14 protein-coding genes and 1 tRNA gene are annotated in these 15,140 nt (G+C 67.4%); 7 read left to right on the forward strand and 8 right to left on the reverse strand.

What is annotated here, in order from left to right:
* Positions 1 to 7: 7 nt before the first annotated feature.
* Positions 8 to 1,402, reverse strand: coding sequence for a cystathionine beta-synthase (locus tag C5O27_RS19705; RefSeq protein ID WP_042375963.1), 1,395 nt, complete (start codon positions 1,400 to 1,402; stop codon positions 8 to 10).
* 98 nt (positions 1,403 to 1,500) lie between these two features.
* Here C5O27_RS19705 and C5O27_RS19710 point away from each other — a divergent pair, with 98 nt between their 5' ends.
* Both C5O27_RS19710 and C5O27_RS19715 read left to right on the forward strand, forming a co-directional pair.
* Positions 1,501 to 2,448, forward strand: a complete 948-nt coding sequence (locus tag C5O27_RS19710; protein WP_187346475.1) for an SGNH/GDSL hydrolase family protein — start codon at positions 1,501 to 1,503, stop codon at positions 2,446 to 2,448.
* Between the two features lie 51 nt (positions 2,449 to 2,499).
* Positions 2,500 to 3,723 carry an acetyl-CoA C-acetyltransferase gene (locus C5O27_RS19715; RefSeq protein ID WP_127963450.1) on the forward strand — a complete coding sequence of 408 codons (1,224 nt, stop codon included), beginning with the start codon at positions 2,500 to 2,502 and terminating at the stop codon, positions 3,721 to 3,723.
* On the opposite strand, the gene C5O27_RS19720 is transcribed toward C5O27_RS19715, so the two are convergent.
* The 5 genes from C5O27_RS19720 to C5O27_RS19740 all read right to left on the reverse strand — a co-directional run bounded on the left by C5O27_RS19720 (position 3,716) and on the right by C5O27_RS19740 (position 9,670).
* The gene (locus C5O27_RS19720) at positions 3,716 to 4,276 is read right to left on the reverse strand and encodes a DUF6790 family protein (protein WP_127963451.1); all 561 of its coding nucleotides are present in this window, start codon (positions 4,274 to 4,276) and stop codon (positions 3,716 to 3,718) included. The two genes, C5O27_RS19715 and C5O27_RS19720, sit on opposite strands and share 8 nt — an antisense overlap.
* Before the next feature lie 136 nt (positions 4,277 to 4,412).
* On the reverse strand, positions 4,413 to 5,279 hold the full coding sequence (locus tag C5O27_RS19725; RefSeq protein ID WP_006357690.1) for a Bax inhibitor-1/YccA family protein: 867 nt from the start codon (positions 5,277 to 5,279) through the stop codon (positions 4,413 to 4,415).
* 126 nt (positions 5,280 to 5,405) lie between these two features.
* Entirely contained in the window at positions 5,406 to 6,107 is a 702-nt protein-coding gene (locus C5O27_RS19730; protein ID WP_035750487.1) for a TetR/AcrR family transcriptional regulator, read from the reverse strand.
* Positions 6,064 to 8,391: an MMPL family transporter gene (locus C5O27_RS19735; RefSeq protein ID WP_035750484.1), complete on the reverse strand. Its 2,328-nt coding sequence runs from the start codon at positions 8,389 to 8,391 to the stop codon at positions 6,064 to 6,066. The genes C5O27_RS19730 and C5O27_RS19735 overlap by 44 nt, the downstream gene beginning before the upstream one ends.
* Positions 8,392 to 8,452: 61 nt before the next feature.
* Positions 8,453 to 9,670, reverse strand: coding sequence for an oxygenase MpaB family protein (locus C5O27_RS19740; protein WP_042375960.1), 1,218 nt, complete (start codon positions 9,668 to 9,670; stop codon positions 8,453 to 8,455).
* Positions 9,671 to 9,761: 91 nt separating this feature from the next.
* Between C5O27_RS19740 and C5O27_RS19745 the strand changes: the two genes are divergently transcribed.
* A tRNA-Leu gene (locus C5O27_RS19745) sits at positions 9,762 to 9,835 on the forward strand.
* A gap of 14 nt (positions 9,836 to 9,849) precedes the next feature.
* Here C5O27_RS19745 and C5O27_RS19750 read toward each other — a convergent pair.
* The gene (locus C5O27_RS19750) at positions 9,850 to 10,719 is read right to left on the reverse strand and encodes an SGNH/GDSL hydrolase family protein (protein ID WP_244216542.1); all 870 of its coding nucleotides are present in this window, start codon (positions 10,717 to 10,719) and stop codon (positions 9,850 to 9,852) included.
* Positions 10,720 to 10,794: 75 nt separating this feature from the next.
* Positions 10,795 to 11,634 carry an SDR family NAD(P)-dependent oxidoreductase gene (locus tag C5O27_RS19755; RefSeq protein ID WP_006357685.1) on the reverse strand — a complete coding sequence of 280 codons (840 nt, stop codon included), beginning with the start codon at positions 11,632 to 11,634 and terminating at the stop codon, positions 10,795 to 10,797.
* A gap of 131 nt (positions 11,635 to 11,765) precedes the next feature.
* Between C5O27_RS19755 and C5O27_RS19760 the strand changes: the two genes are divergently transcribed.
* The 4 genes from C5O27_RS19760 (at position 11,766) to C5O27_RS19770 (ending at position 15,134) form a co-directional block, all read left to right on the forward strand.
* On the forward strand, positions 11,766 to 12,011 hold the full coding sequence (locus tag C5O27_RS19760) for a hypothetical protein (RefSeq protein ID WP_006357684.1): 246 nt from the start codon (positions 11,766 to 11,768) through the stop codon (positions 12,009 to 12,011).
* Positions 12,012 to 12,110: 99 nt separating this feature from the next.
* Positions 12,111 to 12,419 (forward strand): TetR/AcrR family transcriptional regulator, encoded by a 309-nt coding sequence (locus C5O27_RS23175; RefSeq protein WP_341867523.1) that lies wholly within the window; start codon positions 12,111 to 12,113, stop codon positions 12,417 to 12,419.
* Positions 12,416 to 12,781 carry an acyl-CoA-like ligand-binding transcription factor gene (locus C5O27_RS23180; protein WP_006357682.1) on the forward strand — a complete coding sequence of 122 codons (366 nt, stop codon included), beginning with the start codon at positions 12,416 to 12,418 and terminating at the stop codon, positions 12,779 to 12,781. Before C5O27_RS23175 ends, C5O27_RS23180 begins: the two co-directional genes overlap by 4 nt.
* 1 nt (position 12,782) lies before the next feature.
* On the forward strand, positions 12,783 to 15,134 hold the full coding sequence (locus tag C5O27_RS19770) for an MMPL family transporter (RefSeq protein WP_127963453.1): 2,352 nt from the start codon (positions 12,783 to 12,785) through the stop codon (positions 15,132 to 15,134).
* Positions 15,135 to 15,140 lie beyond the last annotated feature (6 nt).

A 15,140-nucleotide genomic window follows, 5' to 3' on the forward strand; every position in this document is an offset into this window, starting at 1 on the left:
GGTGCTCCTATCCGACGATCGGGTGGCTCGAGACGAACGCGAGCAGGTCGTGGCGCGTGATCACGCCGATGGGCTTGCCGTCCTCGACGACCATCAAGGCGTCGCTGTCACCGAGTGCCTTGGTGGCGGCACTGACCGGCTCACCGGAACCGATGAGCGGGAACGGATCTCCCATGTGCGCCGAGACCGGATCGGCCAGGCTGGCGCGACCCTCGAAGACGGCGCTGAGCAGATCGCGTTCGGTGACCGCACCGGCGACCTCGCCGGCCATGACCGGCGGTTCGGCGCCGACGACCGGCATCTGCGACACCCCGTACTCGCGGAGGATCTCGATGGCGTCGCGCAGCGTCTCCTGCGGATGTGTGTGGACGAGATCGGGCAGGGCGCCGGTCTTGCCGCGCAGCACGTCGCCGACCAGCGACTCCTTGGTGTTGGCGTCCAGCGGCGTGCGGAGGAAGCCGTAGCTGCTCATCCACTCGTCATTGAAGATCTTGGCCATGTAGCCGCGTCCGCCGTCCGGGAGCAGGACGACGACGACGGCGTCGGGGCCCTCACGCTCGGCGACCTGGAGGGCGGCCACGACCGCCATCCCGCAGGAACCACCGACGAGAAGTCCTTCTTCGCGGGCGAGGCGACGGGTCATGTCGAACGAGTCGGCATCGGAGACGGCGATGATCTCGTCCGGGATGCTCGGGTCGTAGGCGGCCGGCCAGAAGTCCTCACCGACACCCTCGACGAGGTACGGGCGTCCGGTCCCGCCGGAGTACACCGAACCCTCGGGGTCTACTCCGACGACCTTCACCGCACCGTTGGAGACCTCCTTGAGGTAACGCCCGGTGCCGGTGATGGTGCCACCGGTTCCGACGCCGGCCACGAAGTGGGTGACCTTGCCGTCGGTGTCGGCCCAGATCTCCGGACCGGTGGTCTCGTAGTGACTCTGCGGGCCGGCGGGGTTCGCGTACTGGTTGGGCTTCCATCCGCCCTCGATCTCGCGCACGAGGCGATCGGACACGCTGTAGTAGCTGTCGGGGTGCTCCGGCGGCACGGCGGTCGGGCACACGACGACCTCGGCACCGTAGGCGCGCAGCACGTTGCGCTTGTCCTCGCCCACCTTGTCCGGGCAGACGAACACGCACTTGTAGCCGCGCTGCTGCGCGACGAGCGCGAGGCCGACACCGGTGTTGCCGGACGTCGGCTCGATGATGGTGCCGCCGGGCTTGAGTTCGCCGGAGGCCTCCGCGGCGTCGATCATCCGGACCGCGATGCGATCCTTGCTGCTCCCACCCGGATTGAGGTACTCCACCTTGGCCGCGACCAGCCCCGATCCGGGCGAGGTGACAGAGTTCAGCTTGACCAGAGGGGTGTTGCCCACCAGGTCCACAACGTGATTGGCGATGCGCATGTCTCCATGGTCCCAGAACCGTCGTCGCCCCCATCACTCGGCCGTCGTCAACCCGCGGGTCCCTCTGCCACCCTGCCGTTCCCTCTAGACTGGCGGCCGTGTCCGGTTTGAGTCGTAGGGTCGGTACCGACAGTCGGTTCTGGGGTCGGGTCGCCCGCGACGTCGGGGCCACGGCGGCAGCCACCGCGGCCGGAGCAGGCGCCGGTTGGGCGGTGTGGAACTACCTCAACGACCAGGCCGCGACCGCCCGCACGGTGATTCCCCACCGCACCGACAACGCTCCCGACGGGGACGGCGTCTACCACCCGGACGGCCGGGTCACGCGCTACACCCGCGACACCCCGATCGACCTGTTCCTGACCGTCTTCGGCGATTCCACCGCCGCCGGGCTCGGCGTCGACACGGCCGACGAGACACCCGGCGTGCAGGTGGCGCGACGCGTCGCCGCCGAGACCGGCAAGACAGTCCGCTACGCCAACAAGGCCATCGTCGGCGCGACGTCGAAGGGTCTGGCCGCCCAGATCGACGCGATGTTCATCGCCCGCGAACGACCGGATGTCGCGATCATCCTGATCGGCGCGAACGACGTGACCTCCCGCAACGGAATCCGCGCGTCGGCCCGCCGGCTCGGCGACGCCGTACGCCTGCTCGTCGGCGGTGGCGCGAAGGTCGTCGTCGGCACCTGCCCCGACTTCGGGGTGATCACCGCCATCCCCCAACCGTTGCGAACCGTGTTGCGGCAGTGGGGCCTTCAACTCGCCGCCCGGCAGCGGTCGGCGGTCCGAGCCGCCGGCGGGTACCCCGTCCCACTCGCCGACCTCATGGCCAAGGAGTTCCGGGCCCAACTCGATTTCATGCTGTCCCCGGATCAGTACCACCCGTCGGCGGCGGGGTACGCACTCGCCGCCGACATCCTGATGCCCCCGGTCCTCGATGCGATCGGCGAATGGGGATCGGCGCCGCTGCCCGAGCCGCCCGAGGAATCCCCGGCCGTCGAGGAGACGCGAGTGTCCACCGGACTCCGCCGCCTGCTCAAGCAGGTGTGATCACCAACCCAATGCGACCAAGCATCTGCTTGGTTGGGGTAGCGTGAGCGCATGGCTGAAGCAGTTATCGTATCCACCGCCCGCTCCCCGATCGGCCGCGCCGCCAAGGGATCCCTCAAAGACGTCCGTCCCGACGAACTGTCCCGCCAGATGGTCGAAGCGGCCCTCGCAAAGGTGCCCGAACTCGATCCGGCCGACATCGAGGACATCCACTGGGGCATCGGACAGCCCGGCGGACAGGGCGGCTACAACATCGCCCGTGTGATCGCCGTCGAACTCGGTTACGACCACATCCCCGGCGTGACGGTCAACCGCTACTGCTCGTCGTCGCTGCAGACCACCCGCATGGCGCTGCACGCCATCAAGGCCGGCGAGGCCGACGTCATCATCTCCGGCGGCGTCGAGAGCGTGTCGAGCTTCGGTATCTCCGGCGGCGCCGACGGGGCCCCGAACTCCAAGAACCCGCTGTTCGACGACGCGATGGCGCGCACCGAACTCTCCGCCGCCGGCGACGCCGGGATCTGGCACGATCCCCGCCAGGACGGACTCATCCCGGACGTCTACATCGCGATGGGCCAGACCGCCGAGAACGTCGCCACCTTCACCGGCATCTCGCGTGAGGACCAGGACCGCTGGGGTGTCCTCAGCCAGAACCGCGCGGAGGAGGCCATCAAGTCCGGCTTCTTCGAGCGCGAGATCGACGCGGTCACCCTGCCCGACGGCACTCAGGTCACCACCGACGACGGTCCGCGCGCGGGTACGACGTACGAGAAGATCTCGCAGTTGAAGCCGGTCTTCCGCCCTGACGGCACCATCACCGCCGGCAATGCCTGCCCGCTCAACGACGGCGCCGCCGCACTGGTCATCATGAGCGACACCAAGGCCAAGGAACTCGGCCTGACCCCGCTCGCCCGGGTCGTCGCCACCGCCGCCACCGGCCTGTCGCCGGAGATCATGGGCCTGGGCCCGATCGAGGCGATCCGCAAGGCGCTCAAGATCTCCGGGATGTCGCTGTCCGACATCGACCTCGTGGAGATCAACGAGGCCTTCGCCGTCCAGGTGCTCGGCTCGGCGAACGAGCTCGGCATCGACCACGACAAGCTGAACGTGTCGGGCGGCGCCATCGCCCTCGGCCACCCGTTCGGCATGACCGGTGCGCGGATCACCACGACCCTGCTCAACAACCTCCGCACCCACGACAAGACCTTCGGCATCGAGTCGATGTGCGTCGGCGGCGGTCAGGGTATGGCCATGGTGCTCGAGCGCCTCAGCTGACGGGAGCCTCGACCCCTTCTTCGACGCCCCTCGCCGCGTTCGGTCCCAGGATCGCAACGCTGCGAGGGGTTGTTCGTCGGTAGATGACCCACGCGATCACGGCAACCCCGACGATGTAGATCTCGGCGGGAATGGCCCACGCGTTGTTCGTCGCGTGGTTGTCGTGGAGGTAGTACTGCGAGATGTGGCCGGCGAGGTCGCCGCCGTAGCTGATGGCCAGCGCCCAGACCGCGGCGTCGAGCCATCCGCCGCGGTTGCGGACCCGGAAGGTCAGCACGCACAGCAGCCCGATCGCGATGTCGTTCCAGCCGAGTTCCCATTGGAACATGCCGGGAACGTAGTCGGGTCCGATGTCCTTGGCGAGCTCCGCAGCGTTGGGGCCGACATGGCCGACGCCGGCGAGGACGCCGAAGACGCCGCCGGGTACGAGAATCCACAGCAGCACCAGTTCTGCCACGCGGCCGGTGGTGCGTCTCCGCGCCGACCGGTCCACCAGTATGTGCACGATCGCGCCGACGACCATCAGCGCCAACTGAAACAGGAACCAGACCATGCTCGATGGTCGGCATGTTTCCGGTTCGCCGAGGTGCGCTTGACGACGATTTCCCCCGCTCAGATGACAACGAACCCCGCACTCGAGAGTGCGGGGTTCGTCGTCGGGTCCGGTGCGGCCGTCGCCGCGTCGGGAACTAGTCCGAGTTGAAGTAGCTCAGCAGACGCAGGATCTCGACGTACAGCCAGACCAGGGTGACGGTCAGACCGAGGGCGACGCCCCAGGCGGCGCGGTCGGGTGCGCCGGCGCGGATCAGGCGATCCGCCGAGTCGAAGTCGAGCAGGAAGCTGAACGCCGCCAGCGCGATGCAGACCAGCGAGAAGATGATCGCGATCGGGCCGCCGTCGCGCAGGATGCCGGCCTCACCGGTGAACAGGCCGATGACCAGGTTGCCCAGCATCAGCACGAGCACGCCGATCATGCCGGCGAACAGCATGCGGGTGAAGCGCGGCGTGACGCGGATGGCGCCGATCTTGTAGACGAACAGCATGCCGAAGAACACGCCGAACGTACCGAGGACCGCCTGCCCGATCAGGGCTCCGGCCGAGATGTCACCGCCGACGACCAGGTTCGCGAAGACGAACGAGATCGAACCGACGAACAGACCCTCGAATGCCGCGTAGGCGAGCACGATGGCCGGGTTGTCCTGCTTGCGACCGAAGGTCGCCACCAGGACGAGGACGAGGCCGCCGATCGCGCCGACCATCATCAGCGGCAGCGCGAGGCTCGTCTGAGCGGCCTCGGTGGCCCGGCTGGAGATGCCGAAGTAGGTCGCGATCGCGACAACCGTGAGGACACCCAGGGTGATCGCGGTCTTGGTGACCACGTCGTCGATCGTGAGCTGGCGGGTGGCCGACGGTGCCTGCGGGCTGTACGGATCAGTGGCCTGACCGTATTTGTTCATCGAGACGCCGGCGCCGGCCATGCCGGCCCCGAATCCCGCGTACCCGGATTGATTGTCGCGGACCACACCGCGCATCACCGGATTGCTGCTCTCTCGCACGAAGCGCTCCTTAATCGGTACGGATGTATACCGTCTCAACGTCGGGTCATTCCTGTGAGTTCCCTGACGGGATCACAAGACGACCGTGTCGAATGCGACTTTACCGGCTCTTGACCATTCTGTCGTTCACGACCGCTCCCCGTCCTGCCGGGAACGGAGCGTCATCAGCCAGGACCGAGCGGTTTCGGAGTCCCGAGTTCCTGCGTTCACGGTCATCACCGCACGTCCCAGGCACACGGCCTTCAGCATCGACTCGGCCCGCTCGAACTGGTCTCCCCAGCCCAGGCCGGGCTTGGCGAGCATCAGCGAGGCGATGCCATGCGCGGCGGCCCAGAGTTCGAGGACGACGTCCTTCACCTCGTCGTGGTCGAACATGCCCTCGTCGGCGAGCTCGGTCACCGTGTCCACGAACCGCGTGTAGGCGCTGGCGGTCAGCACCTGGTCGACCTTGGAGGGATGTGCGGCGTCGGCGGGCTTCCCAAAGGCGACCCGGTAGAGCACCGGGGTCGCGACGGCGAATCGGATGTAGGCGAGCCCGAGTTGCAGCGCACGGTCCAACGGGTCGGTGATGTCCTCGGTGGCGGCGTCGAGCTGGGCGTCGAGTCGCTCGAAGTATCGGGCGCACACGGCGTCGAGCAACGCGCCCTTGTCGGCGAAGTGCAGGTAGATCGACGGCGGGGTCACCCCGACGCGAGTGGCGACCGCCCGGATCGACATGGCGGTGTCGTCTCCGTGCTCGACCAGGAGGTCACCCGCGGCCTCGATGATCTCCTCGGCGAGGATCTCACCTGCCCCGCGAGGCGACCTCGCCCGTCTGCGTGTCGTCACTGTTCTCCTGCGCTCGATCCTTCTCCTGAGTCCGGTACCGACGGGATGTGTCGTCCCCCGGGAGGTCTTCGGCAACTTCCTCGGACAACCCGAAGCGGTCGTGGAGCTTCCGCAGCGGGGGCGGCGCCCACCAGTTGGCGCGTCCGACGAGGCGCATGAATGCCGGCACCAGGAACATCCTGACCAGGGTCGCGTCCATCACCACGGCCAGCGCCAGCCCCACTCCGAACATACGCATGAACGACACCTGGGAGGCCGCGATCGCGGCGAAGACGATACTCATCAACAGGGCCGCCGCGGTGATCACCCGGCCGGTACGCGCGAGGCCTAACGCGACCGCGTGGTCGTTCGCCCCGCGGGTGCGGTCGGATTTCAGCCATTCCTCTCGCACGCGTCCGAGCAGGAACATCTCGTAGTCCATGGACAGACCGAACGCCACGCAGAACAGCAGGACAGGCACGGTCGCGTTGAGTGTCCCGGTCGCCGTCGTGCCCAGGCCGTCGAGGTGACCCTCCTGGAAGAACCAGACCATCGCACCGAAGGTCGCCGACAACGAGAGGATGTTGAGCGCCAGTGCCTTCAGTGGGAGGACAACGCTGCCGGTGAAGAGGAACAGCAGCACGAATGTGGCGACGGCGATGATGGCCAGCACCCAGGGCGTGTGGGCGAAGATCGAACTGACGGTGTCATCGGTGGTCGCCGCCAGACCGGTGAACAGGGTGTCGGTTCTCTCGGGTGCGGGTACCGCACGCAACGCGTCGAGCTGAGCCATGCCTGCATCGCTCGTCGGGTCGCGATCGGTGGACACGTTGACGACGTGCACGTCGCCGCGGCTCTCGTCGGGACTGCCGGGCGCGAGCGGCTCGCCGCGGACGAAGGTCCCCGCCGACGAACCGGCCGAGTTGACGTCGTCGACCTGCGACAGCGCTCTCGTGTACGCGGCGAGCGATTCCGGCCCCGCCGGCCCCTGCACGACAATGGTGATGGCCGAGGAGAGGTCGTCCTCGTAGTCGTCGCGGATCTCCTGCTGGATGGCGTGCGAACTGGCGGACTCCGGGAGCACGCGGTCGTCGGGGAAGCCCATCCGGAGTGAGAGGAACGGTGCGCCGAGGACCAGCAGGAAGATGGTGACCACCGCGGCGACCGGCAATGCATGGCGCAGCACCCACTGGACGAGGCGGTACCACCTGGTGTCCTCCGGCTCGCGCGGCTGCGGCGGCGGCAGACGCAGCAGCCGACGCACGGGTTTCCGTGCGTCGAGAGCGTCGATCCGATCCCCGAGGACCATCAGCACGGCCGGGGTGATGATGAGCGCGGAGAACGCCGCCACGGCCACGACTCCCAGGCCGGCGAAGGCGAAGGAACGCAGGAAGTACTGCGGGAACAACACCAGCGCACTGAGCGAGAGCGCCACGGTCACGGCCGAGAACGCCACGGTCCGACCGGCGGTCGCGAGAGTACGGACGATCGCGTCGGGACGTTCGAGTCCCCGGTCGACCTCCTCCCGGTAGCGCGTGAGCAGCAGCAACGTGTAGTCGATGGCCAACGCGAGACCCAGTGCGGTGGTCAGGTTCAGCGCGAACACCGAGACGTCGGTGACCGATCCGATCGCCCGCAGCAGCGCGAACGTCAGGATGATCGAGATGATCCCGATGCCGACGGGCAGGGCCGCCGCGATCAGTCCGCCGAACACGAAGATCAGCACGAGGAAGGTGATGGGGATGGCGATCGCCTCGGCCATCAACAGGTCGGACGAGGTCTGCTCGTTGACCTGGGAGTAGACGAGCGCCTGGCCGCCGACCCGGATCGAGAACCCGTCGCGTTCCCCGGTGAACTCCTCTTCGATCTGCGCGGCCCGGGCGGGGGCCAGGTCCTCGCCGCCCTCGAGGGCGGCGATGATCAGCGTCGACGTCCGGTCGCGGCTGACCAGCGCGGAGTCGAGGGCCGGGTCGGCCCAGACCGACAGGATCTGGTCTTGCACATGCTCGTTCGCATCGAGTTCACGGATAATGTTGTCGGCCAGGGCTTTCGCGGTCGGGTCGCGCGAGATGTCCACGCCGTCGGGACCGTCGAGTTTGAGGACGACCTGGATACCGCCGCGGTTGAACGTCTCGGCGAGCACCTTGTCGGCTCTCGCGGATTCGGCGTTCGGAGCGCTGTAGCCACCGGCCAGGAGATGTTCGGCGGCGGTCGCACCGTACGCGCCGCACACCACGATCAGCACGAAGGCGCCGAGCAGCACCCTCCTCGGCATCGCGATGATCAGCCGTGTCGATCGAACCACCGTGCGTCCCCCTCGCCTCGGTCGACTTACGGCGTTAAGTTATCAGCAGTAAGTTAGCGGGTCAACGGCGTTTCCCGGCGTGAACTTCCATCCCGAGCCCGCGACGCACGGTGCGGAGCTCGCGTTCGATGACGGCGGACTCCGAGCCGAGCAGCCCGGTCGTACGGATGATCTCCCGCAACCGGATCGCCGGGCGCGCGACGTCGACGAGGTGATGCAGCGGCGAACGACGTAAGCCCATCCGCCGCGCAACCGAGCGTTCCACCCACCGCGTCGAGATGGCGGAGAACGACGATCGGAGAACGGGACCGGTCACCGCATCGAGCGCGGAGACCAGGATCGAGGGCACCGGGATCGGCGCGGCACCGTGTACGACGCCGGGCAGGTCGTAGCCCTCGTGCAGCAATGCCTTGATGAGCACCTTCGACGAGTCGTCGGGCTGGAGTTCGAATTCGGCGGCCACCCGGAACAGGTCGGCTGCCTCGGCGTGGCTGGCCGGGAGCAGGTCGTCGTCGACGCCGATGACCCAACCGATCCACCGCCACAGATGCGTGATCGCCTCGCGTTCGGCGCTGCTGTAGTGGATACCGAAGTCACGTGCGACCAGCAGCGGCAGCGCGAGGAAACCGCAGGAGATGGTCATGACCGAATACGTCTGGTTGATCGGTACGCCCCACTCGGCTTCATCCCAGCCCGGCGCACCCTCGTCATGTGGGTGGCGAAGGACATCTCGGATGTAGGCGTGAAGCAACCGAATGCGCAGTGTCCCAACCCAACCCGGGTTCCCTGGAAGCATCGCGCCCGGTGTGGTGGCCTCGGCGACCCAGCGCGCGGTCGACTGCCCCCGATCGCGGGTTCCCAACCCGAGGCGCCCGGTCGCGACCAACGGCCGGACGAAGCCCTGCGCCTTGTATCCGTAGATCAGCGATTGGTAGAGCGTCGACGACTGAAGCGTGCCGAATCGCCACCACGCACGGGCCCCCGACGCCGCGAATGCCGCGTCGAACCAGGGTGGCGGGGCGCTCGTCACCTGCAGCAGGCGACGCATCGACGCCAGCATCTCGATCCGGTCGGGATCACCCGCCTCCGAATCCGCATGGGACTCCAGGAGATCGACGAGTGTCGAGAACGACATGCCCCGTTCGCGGGCCTCGACGACCACCGCGTCGGCAAGCGGATCGCCCTGCAACAGGCCGACCTCCAGACGGTCGACGAGTTCGGGATGCCGCGTGCGGACAGCCTCCCAGTTCCGTGCGCCGGTCACCGCTGCCGCGTCCATCCTCCGATGATCACCCGCTCAGGTGAGCGGGTCAAGGAAAGACGGGTCGAGGAACAAGCAGGTCACGGAGCCTGACTATGCTCACTCCGAAGCCCCCATAGCCCAAATGGCAGAGGCAGCCGACTTAAAATCGGCACAGTGTCGGTTCGAGTCCGACTGGGGGCACCGGGTTGTCGAACTCAGCGCGAGGTGCCGAGGTCCTCCGGCAGCGCCTCGGCGATCAGGCGAGCCATGGCCTCATTCCCCTTGAGGTTCTGGTGGAATCCGAGGTAGATGCTGGTCGGCACGAAGCCCTCGAACCACTTGTCCCCGGAGCAGGCGTCATGCCCGACGACCCGGTTCTGGATGTCGACGAAGACGGCGCCGTGACGTCCGGACACCTTCTCCAGAATCGTGTTGTACCGGGCCAGGAAGCCGTTCCGGATGAACCTGATGTCGGCGTCGCTTGCCGGGTTGGCCGGATAGCATCCGCGGTCGCCGAAGTACCCGCCCTGTCCGATCACAGCGATGACCGCCTTGGGCGCCCGCTTCCGGACGGCCTCGAGCGACGAGTCGACCGAGGCCTCGAGCGCGCGCAGCCCGTCGTTGATCCCGGTGACGTAGAAGGGATTGGTCCGGCAGCGCGAGTCCATGCCCTGGATCGGCGCGATACACCAGCGCGAGAGGTTGCCCCAGTTGGCGTCGTTGGCGCCGATCGAGATCGTGATCAGGTCCGTGTCGGGACGCACCGCCTCGATCTGCGGTGGATGGAATCCGTCGAACCGCAGCTGCGGCGCCGTGGTGATGTTCTCCCCGCGGGCGCCGACACAGGCCACCGTGCGGAACGACGTCGCAGCGATGGTCTTCGCGAGCAGGTTCGGGTAGGCCGTCTCCGACCGTGAGCATCCCTGGAACTGGGTGAGCGTGGTCGGGCTGGCCGCCCGCGAATCACCCAGGGCGACGTAGCTGAGCGACCTCCGCTCCCCGGCCGACGGAGCGGCGAGCGCCGGAGCGGCACCGAGCCCCACGACGACGGACATGGCAATCGCAGCGGTAACCACACGGGTCACGATGATGCGTGCAGCAGATGACCGGGAAGATCGCATGGTCGAATTCAACCAGTAGCCTCGGCTCCCGGCTCGATGTCATCCGTTCCGACGACGCACCGGCCGATAGACGAATCGGCCCACCTGTGCATACGCCATCCGCTCGCTTAGTCGTGAACTCAGCCTGCGTGCTCCGTTGAACACGTGGGCGTCCTTGCCGACCACCGCGCGCACCCAGCCGGCGAGCGCGGCGTCGATGATCAGGCGTGCAGCCTTTTCCGGGGCCATCGCGAAGTTCTTCGCCAGGGCTTCGGGGGTGCCGAGGGCCTTGGAGGTGTTGCGGACGAGGTCGGTCCAGATGGTTCCGGGGAGGACCGTGGTGGCGGTGACCTTCGATTTCTTCCCCCGCAGATCCTGTGCGAGGCCGTATCCGAAGAACGCAACCGCCGCCTTGCTGGCTCCGTAGAACGCCGCGCCCGGGAACGGTGCGAGCCCGGACAGGCTCGACGTGATGAGGACCAGTCCACCGTCGGGACGCTGTTCCAGATGCGGCAGGAAGGCCCGGGTGAGCCACACGGTGCCGTAGTAGTTGACACGCATGAGCAGGTCGATGCGGTCGTCGTCGACCTCGGCGATGGGTTGGGTGTCCTGCGGGATGCCGGCCATGTTGAACAGTCCGTCGACCTGCTCGACGTCAGCGAGCACGACCTCCGGAAACCGTTGCACCGCTTCGCGATCACTGATGTCCAGCTTGTGCCCGTGGAACCGGGAGTCGCCCACCAGCCGTCCGGTCTCCGCGAGACCGACCTCGTTGATGTCCGCGCCGACCACCCTCGCACCGCGGGAGATCAGTTCCAGTGCGACGCACCGGCCGATACCGTTGCCCGCACCGGTCACCACGAAGACCTTGCCCGTCAGTCCCTTGCCGTCGACGTCCACGCATCCTCCTCGACCGAGCCGATGCGGGAACCCTAGCAAGCGCTTGGTTGCCCTGTCTGTCCGGTGGTCGTACACGTAAGCCGCCCGGGTCAGCGGCGGGGTGATGCTGCGGTGGTGATGTACTCGGGGACATGTCCACCCGGGTTCTGGCCGTCGACTCCCCAGCCGCCGACGCTGTAGCCGCCGATTCCTCGGCCGCGCTGCTCACCCTCGGCATCTCGCTCTACTCGATCGCGATTCTCGTGTGCCTCGGCGTCGCGATCAACGCCGCACGGTTCCGTCGCCGTCGGCTTGCGATCACCATGGCGTGGGTGGTCGGCGTGCTGACGGTCGCGGGCGTGATCATCGCGATCCTCAGCAGCGTGCACGGAGGTTAGCCCGAACGCCGCCCCGGCGGCCTGATCCAGCGTGAGCCCCACCACTCCCGGCGTCGAGTGAGAGAACACACTCAATTTTGCACACGTCTGCAAGTTTGCATGGCTCTGCAACTTCCGTACCGTGGAGGAGTGCACCCGTCAGGACTCCGTGAGGCGAAGAAGGCCGCAACGCGTAAGGCGCTCGCCCGTGCCGTGCTCCGCCTGTCGACGCGCGACGGGATCGACCACGTGACCATCGACGCGGTCGCCGCGGAGGCGAACGTCTCGGTCCGCACCTTCCACAACTACTTCGCGGCAAAGAAGACGCCCTCCTCCACCTTGTGGACCTCCTACTGGATTCGGTCATCGAGCGGATTGAAGCCCGGCCGGCCGAGGAGAGCTTCTGGTGTTCGGTCCGGACCGCGGTGACCGAGACCGCCACCTCACTCGACGTCGGCGAGCCGGCCGAGATCGTTGCATTGCTGAGGCTTCTCGACACCGACCCGGCCCTGACCGCCCGATCCCGCGACATGGACCTCGACCAGACGGTCGAATCCCGGCTCACGCTGCTCTACGCCCGCCGCGGCCAGCGGACCGATGCGATGTATCCCCACCTGGTCGTCCACACCGCAATCACCGCCGCGCGAGTCGCCCTCGAGTTCTTCGTGGCTCGCGGCCGACCCGACCTGCCTACCGTGCTCGAGTCCGCCTTCGACCAGATGTCGGCGGGTCTGGAGCATTCCATTCCGCTCATGAGCCGCCCGGCCGACGCATCCCACAAGGAGCCCTGACGTGGCAACACACCTGTACCGACTCGGACGCTGGACGTACGAGAATCGCCTCAAGACGATCACGATCTGGGTTCTCGTCCTCATCGGATTGGGTGTCGGCGCAACACTGCTGGCCAAACCCACGTCCGAATCGTTCTCCATCCCGGGCATCCCGTCGGAGAAGGCGCAGGACCTGATGGTCGAGCGCTTCCCCGACGAACCCTCGTTCGGCTCGGACGTCGGCGTCACCTATGTGGTTCGCGCACCCCAGGGATCGACGCTCACCGAGCCCCGGTACCAGCAGGCGATCGACGACATGGTCGCCGACCTCAAGAACGTCGACGGGGTGTCGAGTCCCGACTCGATCGTCAATCCGTTCGTCTCCTACGGCACCGAACAGTCCCCCGGTCGACTCCGGGAACTGTCCCAGGCCTTCCAGGAGCAGACCTTCGGCAAGAGTGCCGCCGAGGCGGCGGCCGATGCCCAGGCGACCTCACCCATCAACTCCTCGGCCACCGTCGCGCAGTTCGGTACGTCCTTCGCCGTGGAGGCGTCGTCGGACATCACCGAGAGGTCCCGCGAGCAGATGGACGCCGTCGCGGAGGACGGGCGAGCCGCTGGACTCACCGTCGAGATGAAGGGCACTGCCACACAGCAATTCGAGCTCGGTATCACCTCCGAACTCATCGGGATCGGGGTCGGCGCACTGATCCTGATCCTCACCTTCGCCTCACTCGTCGCGTGGGGCATGCCGATCATCACCGCGATCGTGGGCGTGGCGATCGGCATGCTCGGCATCCAGATGGGCACGCACTTCTTCGATCTGAGCAAAGAGACCCCAATCCTCGCCACGATGATCGGACTCGCCGTCGGCATCGACTACGCCTTGTTCATCGTGTCGCGGTATCGCCACGAGGTCCATCGATCGTCGAACCGAGCTGACGCGGCCGGGCGGGCCGTCGGCACCGCAGGCTCGGCTGTCGTGTTCGCGGGTAGCACCGTCGTGATCGCGCTCGCGGCGCTGGCGATCGTCAACATCCCGTTCCTCACCGCGATGAGTGTCGCGGCGGCGGCCACCGTGATCGTCGCGGTGCTGGTGGCCCTGACCTTGCTACCAGCGATTCTCGGCCTGTTCGGCGGCAAGGCCTTCGGCGGGCGACTCCCTCGCCTCAACGCGCCCGATGTGGAACCGCACGAGGCCGAGCGCGTGCACAACGGCCAGCGCTGGGTCCAGCGCATCGTCGCCCATCCGCGCGCCGTCACCGCTGCGATCGTCGGCATCCTCGTCGTACTCGCGGTCCCGATGACCGGCCTCAAGCTGGCTCTGCCCAACGACGGGACCGCCGAGCCGTCGACGACACAGCGACAGGCGTACGACATGGTCGCCGACGGCTACGGGCCCGGGTTCAACGGCCCGCTCGTCGTCGTCGCCGATGGGCGCGGTATCGAGGACACGGGTGACCGGCTCCGCACGTTCGGCACCCTCGTCGACGACTTCGCCCAGATCGAAGGGGTGAAGATCGCGCAGATCGGCGCCGGCGGACTGAACGAGGCCCGCGACACCGCGAAGATCACCATCATCCCCTCAACCGCCCCGTCGGACGAGGCCACCCCGCAACTCGTCCAGACCCTGCGCGACATGGAGCCCCGCGTCGCCGCGGCCACCGGCATCTCGTACGGCGTGACCGGTCAGACCGCGATCGAGCTCGACATCTCCGACCGGTTGTCCGACTCGCTCATCCCCTACCTGCTGGTCGTGGTGGGGCTGGCGTTCATCCTGTTGATCATCGTGTTCCGGTCGATCCTGGTGCCCTTGACCGCCGCGCTCGGATTCCTGCTCAGCGTTGCCGCCACTTTCGGTGTCACGGTTGCGCTGTTCACCGACGGAGCCCTGGGCATCGTCGGGAATCCCCAGCCGGTGGTGTCATTCCTGCCGATCATGCTGGTGGGCATCGTGTTCGGACTCGCGATGGACTACCAGGTGTTCCTCGTGACGCGGATGCGGGAGGCCTACGTCCACGGCGCCGATGCGAAAACCGCCGTCGTCGAGGGTTACCGACACAGCGCTCGCGTGGTGGCCGCCGCTGCAGCGATCATGATCTCCGTGTTCGCGGCGTTCATGTTGCAGGACATGGCCTTCATCAAGGTGATGGGCTTCGCGCTGGCCGCGGCGGTGTTCTTCGACGCCTTCGTCGTCCGCATGACACTCATGCCCGCGGTGCTCACGGTGCTCGGCGACAAGGCATGGTGGCTGCCGCGGTGGCTCGACCGCATCCTGCCCGACGTCGACATCGAAGGAGAGAAACTCCGGCTCGACGACTCGGGCCCGTCGACCGACACCGCCCCGGATGCGGCGGTCCGCACCGGGCCCTGACGGCGG

This window comes from Gordonia alkanivorans (genome assembly GCF_004011905.1).
Taxonomy (GTDB): Bacteria; Actinomycetota; Actinomycetes; order Mycobacteriales; family Mycobacteriaceae; genus Gordonia; species Gordonia alkanivorans.

Bases quoted from the DNA above. Each gene is read 5' to 3' on its own strand.
- C5O27_RS19705 (WP_042375963.1), bottom strand. From the start codon at position 1,402: ATGCGCATCGCCAATCACGTTGTGGACCTGGTGGGCAACACCCCTCTG.
- C5O27_RS19715 (WP_127963450.1), top strand. From the start codon at position 2,500: ATGGCTGAAGCAGTTATCGTATCCACCGCCCGCTCCCCGATCGGCCGC.
- C5O27_RS19720 (WP_127963451.1), bottom strand. From the start codon at position 4,276: ATGGTCTGGTTCCTGTTTCAGTTGGCGCTGATGGTCGTCGGCGCGATC.
- C5O27_RS19740 (WP_042375960.1), bottom strand. From the start codon at position 9,670: ATGGACGCGGCAGCGGTGACCGGCGCACGGAACTGGGAGGCTGTCCGC.
- C5O27_RS19760 (WP_006357684.1), top strand. From the start codon at position 11,766: ATGTCCACCCGGGTTCTGGCCGTCGACTCCCCAGCCGCCGACGCTGTA.
- C5O27_RS23175 (WP_341867523.1), top strand. From the start codon at position 12,111: ATGGCTCTGCAACTTCCGTACCGTGGAGGAGTGCACCCGTCAGGACTC.